The organism is Anabaena sp. UHCC 0204 (genome assembly GCF_009711975.1).
Lineage (GTDB): Bacteria > Cyanobacteriota > Cyanobacteriia > Cyanobacteriales > Nostocaceae > Dolichospermum.
The window spans coordinates 40666-58172 of the sequence record NZ_VIKW01000019.1 but is presented as its reverse complement, the minus strand read 5'-3'; the positions used below and the strand labels follow the sequence as shown (position 1 = coordinate 58172).

The following is a 17507-nucleotide window of genomic DNA, read 5'->3' as shown; positions in this document are numbered from 1 at the left end:
GATATTTTAGGATGTTTGAATTAGCGCAATTTCTGAAAATATAGATGAATATTAAAAAACCATCTTGTACATCCTCAAATCCTGGACATCCTGATTCAGAGAATTTTTAGCTATAATCAAAGCATAAGCAACTAACCTGAATTAGAGGCAATATATCATGAACACAGCTAAACTTAGCAGTGATGGTACTCATCAAACGGTGATATTACCCTCAGATTTTCAAATAACGGGGACAGAAGTTTATATAAAAAAAATTGGTAATGCCATTATTCTTATTAGTAAAGATAATCCTTGGCAAAGTTTAATTGATAGTTTAGATCAATTTTCTGATGATTTTATGACCACTAGAGATCAACTTTCTGTTGATAAAAGAGAGGAATTTTAAATGCAATATCTTCTCGATACTAACATCTGTATTTATCTGATTAAACAAAAGCCAGAAAAAGTTATAGCGCGATTTAAAACTTTGTTAATTTCTGATATTGGCATTTCTTCCATCACACTATCAGACATTTTCATTAATCAATGATATCCTAGTAAAAAATACGAGGTGAAGTCTCATGCTAACTATAGCACCCACTAACACCCACCGAGCTATACTCCCTAATATTACTTGGCACACATTTGAAACCATTTTGAGAGAGATGGGGAATAATCGCACTACCCGTCTAGCTTACAACCAGGGAACACTAGAAATTATGACTCCTTTAATGCCCCATGAACATAATAAAAGACTGATAGAAAAGCTAATTGATAATCTAGCGGAAGAACTTAATCTTAACTTGAAAAGTACCGGTTCAGTTACTTGTAAACGTCAAGATTTGGCTAAAGGTGTAGAACCAGATTCTAGTTTTTACATCCAAAATGAACCGATAATGCGAAATAAGCAAAATCTCGATTTGACTCAAGATCCTCCACCAGATTTAATTATAGAAGTTGATTATACCAGTGCTTCTCTTGATAGATTACCTATTTATTTGGCTTTAGGCGTTCCCGAAGTTTGGCGTTATGATCATCCGGTAATGCAGATTTATCAACTGGGTGAAGGTGTTTATATTCCCTGTGATGTTTCTCCTACCTTTGCAAATTTGCCCCTCACTACAGAAATTCCCCTATTTTTAGGTAAAAGTTTGGAAATTGGCGAAATTGCCATGATTCGCTCCTTTCGGGAATGGGTTAGACAACAGATGAAAAATTGACATCAGCCGATTGAGTCTGTTGCACCCATTCCCAAACTACAATAAAGATATATATCCGAATATTTTGATTAATTTGCTCTATGTCAGTTTTAGCAGCGATCGCAGTTTTGGCTATTTTGATCTTAGTACACGAGTTGGGACATTTCATAGCCGCCCGTTCTCAAGGCATTTACGTTAACCGCTTTTCCTTGGGTTTTGGTCCAACACTTTTAAAGTACCAAGGATCACAAACGGAATATACTATCCGCGCTTTCCCATTAGGTGGCTTTGTTGGCTTTCCTGATGATGACCCAGATAGCGTAATTCCCCCTAATGACCCGAATTTGCTGCGTAATCGTCCAGTATTAGACCGAGCCATTGTCATTAGTGCCGGTGTGATAGCAAATTTAATCTTTGCTTATTTGATGTTGGCCTTGCAATTGGGTATCGTTGGTATACCCCAGGAATTTCAGTATCAACCAGGTGTACTTGTCAAACCTGTAGATGAACAATCCGTTGCTTACCAAGCAGGAATTCGAGAAGGAGACATTATTCTGGCTGTGAATGGTCAAGAAGTTCCTCTAGGTAAAGACGCAACTACATTATTAACCAAAGAAATCCAAACCCACCCTAACCAAGAAATTGACCTAAAAATTCAACACGAAAACCAACAAACCAACCTGAAATTAACACCTAAACAAGGTGCTGATGGTAAAGGTGTAGTGGGGATTGAATTGGGACCAAATGGTAAAGCAATTTATCGTCGTCCTCAAAATATAGGTGAGATTTTCACCTTTGCTGCTAATCGTTTCCAACAATTAGTTGTCGGGACATTCCAAGGTTTTGGACAGTTAATTACTAATTTTGGGCAAACGGTAGGACAAGTTTCTGGACCCGTGAAAATTGTCAAAATTGGCGCTCAATTAGCGGCTAGTGATAGCACAAATTTATTCTCTTTTGCGGCAATTATTAGTATTAACTTGGCAGTTATTAATATTTTGCCCCTTCCCGCTTTAGATGGTGGACAACTCGCATTTTTAGCAATTGAAGGTTTATTTGGTAAGCCTTTACCTAGCAAAATTCAAGACGGTGTTATGCAAACTGGTTTGGTGTTACTTTTAGGATTGGGTCTTTTCCTAATTGTGAAAGAAACTACCCAGTTAACATCCCAATTAGAATGGGTGCAAAAGTTGTTGCAGTAAATATATCTGGCAATTGGCAATTGACAATTGATAATTGACAATTGTTAATTGTCAACTAACCACTAACCACTAACCACTAATACTAGAAAACTGATTGACTCGTAAATCATTAACAAAAAAACAACGGGCTTTAGAAATTCTTGCTCGTATCCAGCGTCTGTATCCAGATGCAACTTGCTCTTTAGATTATGCAACTCCCGTACAATTGTTAGTTGCAACTATTCTTTCTGCTCAATGTACAGATGAGCGGGTAAATAAGGTGACACCAGGATTATTTGGCAGGTTTCCTGATGCCGAAAGTTTAGCAAATGCTGATATATTAGAGTTAGAAGAATTGGTGCGTTCGACTGGGTTTTATCGTAATAAAGCCAAGAATATTCAAGGCTCTTGTCAAATGATTGTTAATGATTTTAATTCGGTTGTTCCTAACAAAATGGAAGAGTTATTAAAGCTTCCAGGAGTAGCGCGGAAAACTGCAAATGTGGTTTTAGCCCATGCCTATGGAATCAATGCAGGGGTGACGGTAGATACTCACGTCAAGCGGTTAAGTCAGCGTTTGGGGTTGACAAAAAATACTGAACCTGTCGGTATTGAGAAAGACCTCATGAAGTTATTACCGCAACCAGATTGGGAAAATTGGTCAATTAGATTAATCTATCATGGTCGGGCTGTATGTAAATCCCGTTCTCCTGCTTGTGGTGTATGTGAGTTGGCTGATTTGTGTGATATGCAATTGTCGCAAACAAAGGTGAAGTAGTCACTTTCTAAGAATGATAAATAACATTTTATAAACTAGTACACAACAGCGTAAATAAACTAGTTATAAGGAAAATGCCGAAAACCCTTGAAGGTGTGTCTTCCTGAGTCAGACACACCTGGACTTTAGCCAAGGGATGAAGGCTAGGTGCAGGATTTATCCTGCATTGACATAGATGTTATACTACTTATAACAGGAATGGTAATTAACCTGTATAAAAACCTAACTGCTTAACGGCAATCTGTACCTTGACAATTAAATCTATGCGGTTCTACTGCATTGTTCACGTTTGGTCCTAGCAGTAGGTAAAAGATTTATACCGAGCGTGACGAATCAGAATTTTGAAACTGAAAAGTTTCATCCTCAACAGGACTTGCAGTCATGCAACTACGGTCGGGCAGACCGAAAGTTAACGCTTGGGGAGAGTCCCACCTCTGAGCTAGATAACGCAAGGAGTCTAGTTTAAGTGGTCTCGTTGAACCAAGAATCCCCGTGTCTTTAGACCGGGGAGTGTCAAATAGTCAAAGAAGGTGCTAACGCTAAAGTTTTTGTCATATCAACAAGGAAAACGCGATCGCACAAATTAAACATTTCTGCCTCAGTTTGCACCCGTCGCATTAACCGCAAAAAATGACCTTCAGTATCAACACTTAAAGCAATGTAGTTAAGGAACATTTTCAAGTAGCCTACCCGCGCCCGTTCTGGCATAGTTGACCCTGTAGGAGTTTGCCATAAACGATCAATATAGTTGCGAACCTCTACCAAAGGAACGGGTGTGATCTCCTCACCTCGCAAAGCCTGCCGAATTTGATTAAAAAGCCAAGGATTACCGATCGCCCACCGTCCCACCATTACACCCGCTGCACCCGTTTGAGACAGCACTTCCAGGGCAGTTTTCGCCGATTTGATATTGCCATTAGCCAACACTGGACAATCAACCCTTCTCACCGCTTCCGCAATCAAATCATATTTAACTTCTCCATGGTACATATCTTTCACCGTGCGACCATGCAAACTCAGCAAATCAATATTATGACGATTGATGAGATCGAGAATTTTAGAAAAGTTATCTGTATTTTCAAACCCTACGCGCATCTTCACAGTTAAAGGTTTATCATTCACAGCAGCACGCAGTTCTCCCAAAATCTGATCTACTTTTTCCGGTTCTCGCAGCAATCCACCCCCAACATTTTTACGATAGATTCTCGGTGCTGGACAGCCCATATTTAAGTCCACTCCCGCGATATTATATTTGCAGAGTTCCTTGGCTGTTCTTACTAAGTCGGGAATGCTTTCCCCAATCATTTGAGCAAAAACGGGGCGACCCGTATCATTTTCGGTGATTGCTGCCAGAATGTGACGATTGAGTCGTGAGGTATCATTGACGCGGAAATATTCGGTAAAGAAGTAGTCAGGACTGCCGTAGTGGGCAATGACCTTCATAAACCAGAGGTTTGTCACATCCTGCATCGGTGCAAGAGCGGTAAGCGGTAGGTCTTTCTGAAGTGATTGGGGGAGTGATACCAGGGACATAGAGATGAAGATTAATAAAGCATCAGGTAATTGGTGATTGGTGATTGGTGATTGGTAATAGGTAATAGGTTATTAATATGATAGGTGATAAAATCCCAGTTTTCATCCTGTACATCTTTAAATCCTGGAAATTATCTCGACTCCGCGGTAGTTGAGCGAAGTCGAAACTCGATAACCACCTGATTCTGACAATTTCTATACTATGATTGGTGTTGGGTTGTGCGATCGCCAACAGTATCGCTCAACCCAACCTTAATTCAGATCCTTCTACCTCTGTAAACTCCGAGGATCAAGAGCATCACGCAATCCATCCCCTAAAACATTGAATGACAAAACTGTGAGAATAATTAGAATTGCTGGTGGTAAAATTAGCCATGGTTGTAATACTAAAATCGAAGCATTACTAGCTAAAGAAAGCATATTTCCCCAAGATGGATCTGGTTGTTGAATCCCTAAACCAATCAGACTTAATACCGCTTCTGCGCCAATAAAGCTAGGAATTGTTAACGTGGCAGAAATGATGATATAACTAGCAGTCTGCGGCAAAACATGACGAATAATGATATAAATTGGCTTACCACCCATTACCTTTGCTGCTTGCACAAATTCGAGTTCTTTAATTGATAAAACTTGACCGCGAATTACCCTAGCTAAACCAGCCCAGCTAATCAGAGAAGTAATTAGTACAATCAGTAAAAAGCGTTGACTACTAGTTAATTTTGGATCTATTATTCCCGATAATGCTACTAATAGATAAATACTGGGGAAAGTCATTAATACTTCTGCTAACCGCATAATAATACTATCAACTATCCCTCCAAAATAACCAGATATACCACCAATTAATAACGCCAATGGATAGGTAATGATGATGCCGAAAATGCCAATAAACATACTAATGCGACCACCATGTAATAACCGACTAAATTGGTCGCGGCCTTGTTCATCTGTTCCTAAAAGATTGAATTTTGCATCACCAATAACGCCAAACAAATGCCAATTTAAGGAAATACCAGGAATAATTGTAACTTCTTGCCATTGGGGAGGAAGTGAAATACTCAACTTGAATAATTGATATTCAGGACCGGCAACAAATAAACGTAATGGTGAAGGCTTTGTTTGATCTACAATTATTTTTCTTTCCCCAGTTTCTAAGTTAGTATCGCCCTGTGTTGTAGGATATACATGGGGTCCAATAAATTCCCCTGACTGTGACACCCAGTTAATTCGGGTTGGTGGCAGTAGTGAACCATTTGGTTGTGAGTCGTAGGGGTTATAAGGAGCGATAAAATCAGCACAAATCACTGCTAAATAGAAACATAATAGGACAATTGCCCCAGATCGTGCTAAAGGGTTTTTATTGAGTCTATGCCACCAATTCATAATTTTTGATGTAAAAGTTAATGTTGATTAATTGTTGATCAAAGTATATATCAAGAAATTAGAGAAAAACCTGCAAACCCATTTTATGAAAAACTTGCATCACCATCGCTCACAATTTCCCGCTTTAAGTAATAAGGTTTATTTTAACTATGGAGGCCAAGGACCAATGCCTCAAGGGGCTATGGATGCTGTGACTGAGGCTCAAGCGCACATTCAAAATATAGGTCCTTTTGGGAATGAAGCCTATAGTTGGATTTCACCACAAATACAAGCCAGTCGAGAAGCGATCGCCTCTATACTCAATGTGCCAAGTAATACAATTACTCTCACGGGTAATGTAACGGTAGGTTGTAATATTGCCATGTGGGGCATTGATTGGCAACCTGGTGATCATCTCCTGCTTTCCGACTGCGAACACCCTGGAGTCATTGCTACGGCTCAGGAAATTGCCCGCAGATTTGCGGTAGAAGTTAGCACTTGTCCCTTAATGGCGACTTTAAATGACGGAAATCCTATCAGTATTATTGCTGAAAATCTCCGTCCTCAAACTCGCTTAGTAGTTTTAAGTCATGTTTTATGGAATACAGGTCAAGTTTTACCTGTTGACAAAATTGTAGAAGTATGTAAAAGCAATAATTCGCTATTATTGATAGATGCGGCTCAATCAGTAGGTGTTCTTCCTTTAGATTTAACCGCATTGGGAGTAGATTTTTATGCCTTTACTGGACACAAATGGTTATGTGGTCCTGCGGGTGTGGGTGGTTTATATGTACGTCCTGAAGCTAGAGAAAACTTACATCCTACATTTATTGGATTGAATGGAGTAATTACTAACAGTGAAGCACAACCTACGGGTTGGCAACCTGATGGACGCAGATATGAAGTATCTACTTTATCAACTCCATTATATATAGGTTTGCAAGCAGCAATTACAATTCACGAACAATGGGGAACAGCACAGGAAAGATATGAGCAAATTTACAAAAATAGTGAATATCTGTGGCAGAAATTAAGCTCTTTACCCAATGTCAAATGTTTAAAAAATTCACCTCCAGAAAGTGGATTAGTTTCCTTTCAATTAACTAATCAGCCTAGTTTTAAATTGGTGCAATCTCTAGAATCACAAAATATTTTAACCCGCACAATTGCTCATCCTAATTGTATTCGTGTGAGTATCCATTACCTAACTCTACAATCAGAAATTGACCAATTAATAGCAGCAATATCCAAGCAACAGTAGAAAGCGATTATAATCCAAGTAGGTTGGGTTGAGGCTTTGGAAAACCCAACACAACCAACCATTTTTGGTGTTGGGTTTCCTTGTGTCAACCTCAATTACAGAAATACTTTTTAAACTTCTACCTTTTAAATCATGAAACGACCAATTATATATATAGCAATTACCAATCACGGTTTTGGTCATGCTACCCGCACAGCTTCAATCGCTAATACTATTCAAAAATTATGCCCCGAAGCGTTGTTAATTTTAGTGACAACTGCACCGCGTTGGTTACTAGAATCTTATATAGAAGGTGATTTTATTTTACGTCAACGGGCTTTTGATTTAGGTATTATCCAAGCCGATAGTTTAACAATGGACAAACCAGCGACTTTGGAAAAGTTGCGAGAAATTAAAAAAAATCAAAACGCTTTAATTGCTTCCGAAATTAATTTTATTCGTCAAAATCGTGTGGATTTAATTTTAGCAGATATTCCCTTTCTTGCGGCTGGATTTGCTCAAGCTGCGAATATTCCCTGCTGGATGATTAGTAACTTTGGTTGGGATTTTATCTATCGAGATTGGGGAGGAGAATTTCTGGAAATTGCTGATTGGATTAGTGATTGGTATGCAAAATGCGATCGCCTATTTCGTCTCCCTTTTCATGAACCAATGTCAGCCTTCCCAAATATCACCGACGTAGGTTTAACTGGTGGTTCTCCCCATTTTCCCATTGATGAATTACGCACCAATTGGGGCATAACTACACCGCCAGAAACAACTATTTTACTAACATTTGGCGGTTTAGGTTTACAAGAAATTCCTTATCATAATATCAGCAAATTTTCCGATTGGCAATTTATTACTTTTGATTCCTCAGCCCCAGATTTACCTAATATAATCAAAGTTAAAAATCGTCAATATCGCCCTGTAGACTTTATGCCGATTTGTGGAAGAGTTGTTTCTAAACCTGGATATGGGACATTTTCAGAAGCCACCCGTCTCCAAATACCAGTCGTAACTATTCCCCGTGATGATTTTGCAGAAGCAGCTTTTATGTTAGCAGGAATTACTAATTATAATCATCATCAAATTCTCACAGCACCGGAATTTTTTCAGGGAGATTGGGATTTTCTCTATCAGTCACCCCAACCACCAAAACAAACCGAAGCCATAGATAAAAATGGCAATGAAACAATAGCCAAAACCGTGATAGATTATTTGTATAACACTATATAAACTAGCCATGACACACTACCAAAAATTATTAAGAGTTTCCACCAATGGGAAATCATTTCACAACATTACTGCCAAAATTGAAGCCATAGTTGCCGAATCGGGCATAGAAACAGGTCTTTGTAGTTTATTTTTACGTCACACATCAGCTAGTTTAGTAATTCAAGAAAATGCAGATCCTGATGTATTAGTTGATTTAGCTAATTTCATGGCGAAAATAGTCCCAGAAGGCAACTATTACATTCATGATGCTGAAGGACCCGATGATATGCCAGGACATATCCGCACAGTTTTAACCCACACTTCTGAACAAATTCCTATTAATCGTGGTCATTTGGTATTAGGAACATGGCAAGGAATCTATGTTTGGGAACATCGTCAACAGAACAATATGCGAGAGTTAGTAGTTCACATTTCTGGATAAGTAGGTGGACGTGAGATCACCAAAATGTGTGCAGAAAAGTAAAATCGCCCAAAACTTTCTTCTTCCTGTTCTCTTGTCATAACAACAATTTTTAACGCCAAGATTGCAGATTAATGAGGAATCTAAATTGAAACCTATACCCAAAGCTTGTAGGGGCGTTCGCGGAGCGTGCTGGAAGCATCAGCATTCGGACGATTAATTATCGGTTTTTCCCAAGTTTATTTTCCGAATGCTTCGCCCTAACGACTCCTAACTTATCTAGATATTATATCTTTGCTTTTCTAGGTGCAAAGCAGCCTCTACTTTCTGGTATTGTGTAATTACCTGTGGTACTAAAGAAGCTGCATCTTTCGTATTACCATCACGTCCCAAATCTTCTAATCTTTTGCAAAGGTTAGATAACTCCTTTGCTCCAAAAATAGCACTACTAGATTTAAGTGTATGCGCTTCCAATCGAAGATTTTTGGCATTATCTTGAATAATTGCATCACCCAAAGCTTGTAACCGTTGGGGTGAATCTTCTAAATAGGAATCAATTAACATAATAAATTCGCTAACTACGTGATCGCAAATACTTTCTCTTAATTCTTTTAAAGTTTCTGTATCTAGAATTTGCATATTTTTAGGTAAAGATTCAGGTATTTTTTGACTCATTGGATCGGGTTTATGACAATTACTTAAAGCTCGTGTTAATTCCTCAAGTCGAATTGGTTTTGTTGTGTAGTCATTCATCCCTAATGCTAAACATTTTTCCCTATCTCCCTGCATTGCATTAGCAGTCATGGCTATAATCCAAGGACGAGACGATAATGGCCATTCTTCGCAAATTTTCTGAGTCGCAGTTAATCCATCCATTTCTGGCATTTGTATATCCATGAGAACAACATCATAATATTGTCTTCGTAAAGCTATTAATACTTCTAAACCATTCGCTGCTACATCAGGACGATAGCCAAGACGTTGTAAAATATTTACAGCTACCTTCTGATTCACCACATTATCTTCTGCCAAAAGAATTTTTAATGGTAATTGCTCTGCTAGGTGAGAATTAAATTGTGATAATGTCAGAGATGCAGTATTATCTTTAGGTATAACATCATTACTGAAAATTTTAATTAAGATATTCGCTAGATAGGATTTTTTAATAGGTTTATTTAGATAAGCAGCAAAATTAATATTTTTTATTTCCGCATAATGGTCTAGGGGTCTGATACCAATAGATGTTAACATAATTAAAGGTAACTGATGACAATTAGGCAATTTACGAATTTCCCCAGCCAGAGTTAAACCATCCATTTCTGGCATTTCCATATCTAAAATAGCCAAATCAAACTTTTGGTGTTGCAAATAGGCGATCGCTTCTCTTCCAGAAGGAGCAACAATAGGTATCATCCCAAAAGATTGAACTTGTAACATTAAAGATTGACGATTTGTTACATTATCATCAACTATTAATAAACGTTGATTAGCCAATAATTGTTTTTGATTTTCATCATGGATAAGTTCAGATTTACTCACAAATGGGGTAATAATACTAAAGGAAAAACGAGATCCTTCACCAATTTTACTTTCAACTTTAATTTGACCACCCATCATTTCCACTAGTCTTTGGCTAATTACCAAACCTAAGCCAGTACCACCATAATGACGAGTAGTAGAAGCGTCAACTTGACTAAATGGCTTAAAGAGTCTATCCATTCTATCTTCTGGAATACCTATACCTGTATCCTTAACCGTAAATATAATTTCATGCAGTTGAGAATTTAATTGATTTTTTAATTGACTAGTTACGGAAAGTATCACTTCACCAGATTTAGTAAATTTAATAGCATTACTTAGTAAATTTACTAAAATTTGCCGGAGTCTAGCAAGATCACCACTAATTAATTCATAACTTTCTGCATCCATTATATAAGCAAGCTCTAAGTTTTGTTCACTAGCTTTAGGAGCAACTAAATCCAGCGACTCTTCAATACAACTTCTCAGGTTAAAAGTTTGTTCTTCTATCTCCAACTTACCAGACTCAATTTTAGAGAAGTCTAAAATATCATTAATTAGTGTCAGCATAGCATCACCACTATTACGAATAATCTCTACAAATTCTCGCTGCTGTGATGTCAATTGAGTATCCAGTAAAAGTCCTGTCATCCCTATGACTGCATTCATTGGTGTGCGAATTTCGTGACTCATAGTTGCTAGAAATTGGCTTTTAGTCTGGTTAGCAATTTCCGCTTCTTCTTTAGCTGATTTGAGTTGTTCTTCTGCTACTTTTTTATCTGTAATATCTGTAATTATGCCTACTAGACGATAGGGTTTTCCCTGTTCATTACGAATACATTTCCCCTTCGATGCTATCCAAATATAATTGCCATTGTAATGTTTAATGCGATGAGTATTTTGATAAACATCTGTTTTTCCTTCAAGATGATCATTAATATCACACATCACTATGAAGAGTGAATCTGGATGTACATTATCTGACCATGTTGAGAAAATATTGGGTAGGGGTTGATATTCATAACCCAAAATTCTCATCCAAGTGGGTGAATAATAAACTTGATTAGTTATTAAATCCCAATCCCAAATACCATCATTAGTTCCAGAAATTGCTAATTCATAGCGTTCCTCTCTTTCTCTTAATATTGCTTCTATTTCTTGTCTTTTGATAATTTCCGATTCTAGTTCTCGATTAGTAATTGATAATTCTTGAGTTCGTTTTTCTACTCTTTCTTCAAGAGTATTTTTAGCACTTTTAATTTCTTGGAACATTTGATTTAGTGCTAAAATCATTGATTGAAAATTGCGCGTTAGAGAGTCTATTTCAGCAACTATACTATTATCAAAAATAATTTCTTCTTGTGCTAATATTTTTTGTGGTAAATCAGTAGTCACCCGAGTTAATCTCAGCATAGGTTGTACTAATTTGTTACTAAGTAACATCGCAGCTATTAAAGCCATAATGGCAGTAAATAACATAATTGATAGATTTTTTATGTAGATTGTCCGAATATAATCTATTTGCGGTTTTGTTGGTATTTGAAGAACTATTTTGAGATCAATATCATTATTTAAAGAACTTGTTTGTGCATAAAAAGAGTTTTCCCATTTCCAGATAGCTGGTAGATTAGGTGAATTTGGTAGTAAATGAACAACATCATTATTCAAATTGCGAATTGTTTTATCCTGGTAAAGAGTGAACGTCTCTAATGGTTTAATTTTCTCTAAGCTAGTAGCAATTACACGATTTTTTTGATCTATAATAGTAATCTCAAAATCTTCATTTATTTTTGTTGTTTCAATTAAATTAATTAATTTTTTTAGCTTTAATTCACCAAAGATAGCACCCAAAAATTGATTATTATTAACAATAGGTACACCTATATTAACAATTTCATCTCTGCCCAATTTGATTGATGTAGATTGGATATTAGTGGTGAAAGAAGATTCATATCTTTTTAGTTGCTGGAAGTCAGTTCTTTGACTAACATTTATAGAGGATTTTAGCTGATATGGAGATTGTGCGATAATGTTTCCTGCATTATTGACTATGTAAATTTCATTGAACTGTGGAAATATTTTTTGGATATTTTCTAAATTTACTTGGGTTTTCATCAATGAATTTTCGTCTGTTAAATCTAGATAATTAGCAATTCTTTTTAAACTAGTTATATGATTTTCTTGCCAAAATTCAATATTATTTTTAAATGCTAATGATAAAAAATTTATATCTTTAGTAATAGCCATTTCAATACTTTCAGTAGAGCGAATAGCATTATTTATATTAATTGTCATAACTGGAAAAAATACAAAAGCTATGAATAAATTAAATAATGATTGTTGCCAAGAAATTGTATGTTTTCTTGTTTTAATTTTCAACCATTTTTCTATAGGTAAATAATTAATAATTAAACTACAAACTAGAGCATTGAATATGCCATTTACAGCTTGTTTTATAGCGATTAATAATGTTGCTATTAGACTTAATTGTAATATTCCACCATAAAATATAGCGACTAGAGGTATACCTAATACCAACCAATAAATGCCATTTAATAAAAGTAAATTTTGGCTCTTTTTCCGTAAAAATAATCCTACAAATATGGACTCACAAATAAAGATAATCATTGCATAGGGATGTCCCCATAATACCCATGTAAAACTGCTACTGATGATAGAAGCTATTGTTCCCCAAAAAGATCCATAAATAGCTACTATGATCAAAACAGCTATGCTACCAAATAAAAAATCAACTCCAAAAAAAAGTGTCAGTTTAAAGTAGTTGCCAAGATATCCTGCAATAATTAGTAAGATAAGTAATACAATTTGTTTGGGATTGAGAGATACTTTTGGTAACTTTAATAAATTAGTAAAAAACCGCATATTATTTCAGGTTGGTTGAATAAAGAGTTGGTTCAAGAAGCAAAAAAAAGAGTTAATATTTATATAAGTTAGGACTTACGCAAAATATCTCTGAAACTCTCATTCCTTCGTGTTCTTCGTGTCTTCGTGGTTCATTATTCCGTAACTTGTGCGTAAGTCCTATAAGTAACTAGACAAAAAGAAATCAACTTAGATTAAGTAATGTAAAAATATTGAGATGATTTGGTAGTAAGGGCTTCAGCCCTTAAATGAGGACTAAAGTCCTCACTACAAACCTGGAATTATTTAGTCCGTTCTACTTATATTTGATAAATTAATTAAAATCATTAGTAAATATTAGGCTAAATTTATTCACTTACAGCAGATCCAAAACGATAACCTTTACCATAAACAGTGTGAATCAGTGGAGTTTCACCCATTACTTCTACTTTCCGACGCAATAGACGAATTAAAGCCGCAATGACATTGCTACTAGGTTGTTCCTCATTTTGCCATAGATGTAGCAAAATCTGACTATGAGTTAGCAATTGTCCAGTATTTTCCATGAAGTATTGTAACAACTGGCTTTCTTTTTGAGAAAGTTCAATAATTCTAGTGTGACGATAAGCTATTTGATTTTCTATATCTAGTTCTAAATCTGCAACAACTAACTTTCCTGTGATATTACTATGGGATTCTGCCCCAGCGCGACGCAACAAAGCCCGGACTCTGGCTAGTAATTCTCGTAATTCAAAAGGTTTGACTAGATAATCATCAGCACCTGCGTCTAAACCTTGTACTCGGTCATCAAGAGTATCTTTTGCAGTCAGAAACAGCACAGGAGTTGTTTTACCTTGACAGCGCAGTTCCTGACATATCTCTAACCCCGTTTTTCCTGGCAGCATCCAATCTAAAATGAGTAAGTCATAACTACCAGATTGTGCTAAAGTGCTTCCACTTGTTCCATCATAAGTAGCATTGACACTGTAACCTTCACGAGTTAGCAAACGACTCAATGGGTCAGTTAATTCGACTTCATCATCAACTAATAAAATTTTCATCTTGTTAGCAGCAATATAGATATATTCTCAATATAGTGAACTGCAAACACATCAAGGACACCAAAAACAAGAATGTTAACTGTTGCAATACCAAAAGGGGAACTACTTAAACCTAGTATCCGCCTATTAAAATCTGCGGGATTAGACTTTAGTGCTTTCTTAGAATCAGGAAATCGCCAATTGCAAATTCCTGATGCTAGTGGACAAGCAAAAGGGCTGTTAGTCCGAGCGCAGGATGTACCTGTTTATGTAGAATATGGTCAGGCACAATTGGGAATTGTGGGTTACGATGTCCTCAGAGAAAAACAACCCCAAGTTGCCCAATTAGTAGATTTACAATTTGGATATTGTCGGATGTCTGTAGCAGTAAAAGCAGATAGTTCCTACAAATCACCGCTAGATTTACCTGCTCATGGTCGAGTTGCATCTAAATATGTAAATTGTGCGCGAGAGTATTTTCAAGGTTTGGATTTACCTATAGAAATTGTACCTTTGTATGGTTCTGTGGAATTAGGTCCAATTACGGGAATGTCCGAAGCAATTGTTGATATAGTTTCGACGGGAAAAACTTTAAAGGAAAATGGTTTAATTGAGATTGCAACTTTGTATGAAAGTACAGCCAGGCTAATTGTTCATCCTTTAAGTTATCGTCTAAATACAGGTAATTTACATCCATTGATTGAACAAATGCGAAATGCTATTTTAGCAACAGTTTAATTAAATCAAATAAACAGATTTTATAGCAATCTTCATAGCCCCGACTTCTCTAAGAAATCGGGGCTATTATTTTTCACGAATGAGTTAGGACTTTTTGGCGTGACTTACAGAATTAAGTTGATCTAAAATTCCCAAAACTTCTTGCTCAAAAGCTACTTGAGCGCGGTTCGTTTTTCCGCCTATATAAAGAGCATCACCTTTTTGTAAAGCCCAAATTTGGGAATGGGAAAAATAACTCATTACCACACCTAACATTAGTAAAGCAAACCCTGCATAAACAATGGGAATACCAGGATCAAATTTGATTTGTAATCCGGTGCTACCAATGACATCAAGAATTTTCAAATTTACCCCATTCACAGGTATAGACATTCCCGCACGAACAGTATTAGCTAATTTACCTTTAGCATCATAAATTAAAACCATTCCTTGCAAATCTTTTGCTATGAGGGAAACACCTTCACTTAAATCAGGTTTTGTGGGAATCCAAGTTCCCCAAAGTCTGCCTTTACCTTTGGTATCTAATGGTACCATTGGTAATTGAAAAATCGGGCTTTTATTTAATCTCACCCGAACATTAGAAATTCCCCAATCTGTTTGATAGAAAACTACACCATGATAACGCAGAGGTTTGTTAACATAAATCTTTTCATGATCTACTTCTTTACCTTCATTATTCAAGACAGACATATCTGAATAAAATTGGTCAATTCCCCCCGTAGGAGTATAGTCAATCCAAAAGCGATTTACACGCAAAGACCAATCTTTTAATACGTCCTGAGATGACCAAGGTCCAGCATCAACAATATTTTTTACCTGGAATGTATCGCCACTAGAAATCATTTCCTGAGCCATAAATCCCGTCATTGCACCCCAAATTCCCCCAAGCAAAATGGCGACGATACCAATATGGACAATAATTGGTCCAATGCGCCCAACTATACCTTTACGGGCGTAGAGAATATCATCTTTTTCTTGATTTGTGCTGGGAAAGATCCGATAACTTTTTTGCTGCAAAATCGGTGTAAGTGATTGCAAAGAAGCAGTCTCTAATTCTGCACTCAAAGCTAATTTTGTAAATTGTCGAGGTTCTTCATAATATTTCCACCTTTGGGCAGCTTTAAGGGCTGGTAATTGACGGGTAAATGTACAAGCTGTTAAGCTAGTTCCAAATAATACTAATAAACTCAAAAACCACCAGGTTCGATATACATGATCTAATCCAACTACTTGAATAACTTTCCAAGTTAGAAAACCAAATAAAGCTGGATGTTCGGGATAGTTAGATTGGTAAAATGCAGGTGGTTGTCCTTGTTCAATGACAGTACCACTAATGCTAAATAAGGCAATTACTAAGAGGAGGATAATTGCTAAACGTAAATCAGTTAATACAGGTAAAATTTCCCGGCGGATAAATCGCCATGGTCTTAACCACCAACTCAATTTTGCGGATGTTGTTTGATCTAAAGTCATTGTCTAGAAATTGCCAATAGGAATGCGAGAAAGCAAAGAAAAAACTCCAAAGCCTACTAATAATGCACCGCTTACAGGATTTATCCAACCAGACCAACGGCGTAATTCTAATAGTTTTTTAATGGCAGCAGTAAAAGTACCTGCTATAATTAATGGAGTTACATATCCCGCTGTGTAAGAAAGTAGCAAAACAGCGCCTAAAAATAAATCTTGGGTATTAGCAACCCAACCTAATAAACTGGCTAAAACGGGTGTGCTACAGGGTGAAGCAACTAACCCAAATGTTAACCCAAGAGAGTAGGAACGGACTCCGGGAGGTAAATCTGAGGAAATCCAATTTGTTTCATTTAACGAAGGAAATTGTATGGGTAATGCTTCTAATAAGTTCAGTCCCATAATAATAGCAATAATGCTGACAATAATTGGTAAACCAATTCCTATTTGACCATAGACTTTGCCAACTAAACCTGCTATGATTCCCATCCCTGCAAGTGTGGTTGCTAATCCCAAGGCAAACCAAGTTGATTGGGCTGCGGCTTGGAGGCGGCTTTTAGCTTCATAACCGCCTATATAGCCTATTGTAATGGGCAGCATGGACAACATACAGGGCGTAAGGCTGGTAAGTAGTCCAGCCGCAAAAATAATGGCAATACTGACGATGCTGAGATGGGTAAGTTGGTTAGCAACAAGGCTGTTGGCGAATTGTTCCAGTTGATAAATCTGTGTTTGCAGAGTCTCCAGCATGATGGTTGTTAAGTAGGAAATGCTTACTCTGTTTGCATTTTAGCTTATTTTGAGTTGTTGTCGGCATCAGGATGTCCACCGATTAAAGGATTAACAAGCTACTAATTAGGTAACTTGTCTGATAGCGAAGCGTGGCGTAAGCCATATCAGGATATCCAGGATTGAAGGATTAACAGGATGAGAACTGGAATTTACTTACCAATCACCAATTACCAATGGCG

15 protein-coding genes are annotated in these 17507 nt (G+C 36.8%); 9 read left to right on the top strand and 6 right to left on the bottom strand.

Translation table 11 applies throughout. From position 1 onward, the window contains the following. Positions 1–157 precede the first annotated feature (157 nt). The 5 genes from FJR04_RS16105 to nth all read left to right on the top strand — a co-directional run bounded on the left by FJR04_RS16105 (position 158) and on the right by nth (position 3137). The gene (locus FJR04_RS16105) at positions 158–385 is read left to right on the top strand and encodes an antitoxin (RefSeq protein WP_168496545.1); all 228 of its coding nucleotides are present in this window, start codon (positions 158–160) and stop codon (positions 383–385) included. Continuing rightward, positions 386–529, top strand: coding sequence for a type II toxin-antitoxin system VapC family toxin (locus FJR04_RS16100; protein WP_168496543.1), 144 nt, complete (start codon positions 386–388; stop codon positions 527–529). Between the two features lie 31 nt (positions 530–560). Further along, positions 561–1199 (top strand): Uma2 family endonuclease, encoded by a 639-nt coding sequence (locus FJR04_RS16095; RefSeq protein ID WP_168496541.1) that lies wholly within the window; start codon positions 561–563, stop codon positions 1197–1199. Positions 1200–1279: 80 nt separating this feature from the next. Next, entirely contained in the window at positions 1280–2380 is a 1101-nt protein-coding gene (gene rseP / locus FJR04_RS16090; RefSeq protein WP_168496539.1) for an RIP metalloprotease RseP, read from the top strand. Positions 2381–2474: 94 nt separating this feature from the next. Continuing rightward, positions 2475–3137, top strand: a complete 663-nt coding sequence (nth, locus tag FJR04_RS16085; RefSeq protein ID WP_168496538.1) for an endonuclease III — start codon at positions 2475–2477, stop codon at positions 3135–3137. Positions 3138–3650: 513 nt separating this feature from the next. On the opposite strand, the gene FJR04_RS16080 is transcribed toward nth, so the two are convergent. Both FJR04_RS16080 and FJR04_RS16075 read right to left on the bottom strand, forming a co-directional pair. Beyond that, positions 3651–4670: a tRNA-dihydrouridine synthase gene (locus tag FJR04_RS16080; RefSeq protein ID WP_168496536.1), complete on the bottom strand. Its 1020-nt coding sequence runs from the start codon at positions 4668–4670 to the stop codon at positions 3651–3653. A 267-nt stretch (positions 4671–4937) separates the two neighbouring features. Continuing rightward, positions 4938–6053 (bottom strand): ABC transporter permease, encoded by a 1116-nt coding sequence (locus FJR04_RS16075; RefSeq protein WP_168496534.1) that lies wholly within the window; start codon positions 6051–6053, stop codon positions 4938–4940. An 85-nt stretch (positions 6054–6138) separates the two neighbouring features. On the opposite strand from FJR04_RS16075, the gene FJR04_RS16070 reads away from it, so the two are divergent. The 3 genes from FJR04_RS16070 to FJR04_RS16060 all read left to right on the top strand — a co-directional run bounded on the left by FJR04_RS16070 (position 6139) and on the right by FJR04_RS16060 (position 8932). Next, complete coding sequence (locus FJR04_RS16070) at positions 6139–7293, top strand: aminotransferase class V-fold PLP-dependent enzyme (RefSeq protein ID WP_168496532.1); 1155 nt, start codon at positions 6139–6141, stop codon at positions 7291–7293. A 132-nt stretch (positions 7294–7425) separates the two neighbouring features. Further along, on the top strand, positions 7426–8511 hold the full coding sequence (locus tag FJR04_RS16065; RefSeq protein WP_168496530.1) for a glycosyl transferase: 1086 nt from the start codon (positions 7426–7428) through the stop codon (positions 8509–8511). A gap of 7 nt (positions 8512–8518) precedes the next feature. Next, entirely contained in the window at positions 8519–8932 is a 414-nt protein-coding gene (locus FJR04_RS16060; RefSeq protein WP_168496528.1) for a secondary thiamine-phosphate synthase enzyme YjbQ, read from the top strand. Between the two features lie 258 nt (positions 8933–9190). Here the strand turns inward: FJR04_RS16060 and FJR04_RS16055 are convergent, their stop codons facing one another. Continuing rightward, positions 9191–13312: a response regulator gene (locus FJR04_RS16055; protein WP_168496526.1), complete on the bottom strand. Its 4122-nt coding sequence runs from the start codon at positions 13310–13312 to the stop codon at positions 9191–9193. A 347-nt stretch (positions 13313–13659) separates the two neighbouring features. Then, positions 13660–14352, bottom strand: a complete 693-nt coding sequence (gene rppA / locus FJR04_RS16050) for a two-component system response regulator RppA (protein ID WP_168496524.1) — start codon at positions 14350–14352, stop codon at positions 13660–13662. Positions 14353–14424: 72 nt separating this feature from the next. On the opposite strand from rppA, the gene hisG reads away from it, so the two are divergent. Further along, positions 14425–15069: an ATP phosphoribosyltransferase gene (hisG, locus tag FJR04_RS16045; RefSeq protein WP_168496522.1), complete on the top strand. Its 645-nt coding sequence runs from the start codon at positions 14425–14427 to the stop codon at positions 15067–15069. 84 nt (positions 15070–15153) lie between these two features. Here the strand turns inward: hisG and FJR04_RS16040 are convergent, their stop codons facing one another. After that, positions 15154–16542: a cytochrome c biogenesis protein gene (locus tag FJR04_RS16040; RefSeq protein WP_168496520.1), complete on the bottom strand. Its 1389-nt coding sequence runs from the start codon at positions 16540–16542 to the stop codon at positions 15154–15156. 3 nt (positions 16543–16545) lie between these two features. Further along, a complete protein-coding gene (locus FJR04_RS16035) occupies positions 16546–17286 on the bottom strand; it encodes a cytochrome c biogenesis protein CcdA (protein WP_168496518.1) in 741 nt (246 codons plus the stop codon). Between the last annotated feature and the right edge of the window lie 221 nt (positions 17287–17507).

Excerpts from the sequence above, each read along its gene's own strand:
- FJR04_RS16105 (WP_168496545.1), top strand. The coding sequence starts at position 158 with ATGAACACAGCTAAACTTAGCAGTGATGGTACTCATCAAACGGTGATA.
- FJR04_RS16100 (WP_168496543.1), top strand. The coding sequence starts at position 386 with ATGCAATATCTTCTCGATACTAACATCTGTATTTATCTGATTAAACAA.
- FJR04_RS16095 (WP_168496541.1), top strand. The coding sequence starts at position 561 with ATGCTAACTATAGCACCCACTAACACCCACCGAGCTATACTCCCTAAT.
- rseP (WP_168496539.1), top strand. The coding sequence starts at position 1,280 with ATGTCAGTTTTAGCAGCGATCGCAGTTTTGGCTATTTTGATCTTAGTA.
- FJR04_RS16080 (WP_168496536.1), bottom strand. The coding sequence starts at position 4,670 with ATGTCCCTGGTATCACTCCCCCAATCACTTCAGAAAGACCTACCGCTT.
- FJR04_RS16075 (WP_168496534.1), bottom strand. The coding sequence starts at position 6,053 with ATGAATTGGTGGCATAGACTCAATAAAAACCCTTTAGCACGATCTGGG.
- FJR04_RS16070 (WP_168496532.1), top strand. The coding sequence starts at position 6,139 with ATGAAAAACTTGCATCACCATCGCTCACAATTTCCCGCTTTAAGTAAT.
- FJR04_RS16065 (WP_168496530.1), top strand. The coding sequence starts at position 7,426 with ATGAAACGACCAATTATATATATAGCAATTACCAATCACGGTTTTGGT.
- FJR04_RS16060 (WP_168496528.1), top strand. The coding sequence starts at position 8,519 with ATGACACACTACCAAAAATTATTAAGAGTTTCCACCAATGGGAAATCA.
- FJR04_RS16055 (WP_168496526.1), bottom strand. The coding sequence starts at position 13,312 with ATGCGGTTTTTTACTAATTTATTAAAGTTACCAAAAGTATCTCTCAAT.
- rppA (WP_168496524.1), bottom strand. The coding sequence starts at position 14,352 with ATGAAAATTTTATTAGTTGATGATGAAGTCGAATTAACTGACCCATTG.
- hisG (WP_168496522.1), top strand. The coding sequence starts at position 14,425 with ATGTTAACTGTTGCAATACCAAAAGGGGAACTACTTAAACCTAGTATC.
- FJR04_RS16040 (WP_168496520.1), bottom strand. The coding sequence starts at position 16,542 with ATGACTTTAGATCAAACAACATCCGCAAAATTGAGTTGGTGGTTAAGA.
- FJR04_RS16035 (WP_168496518.1), bottom strand. The coding sequence starts at position 17,286 with ATGCTGGAGACTCTGCAAACACAGATTTATCAACTGGAACAATTCGCC.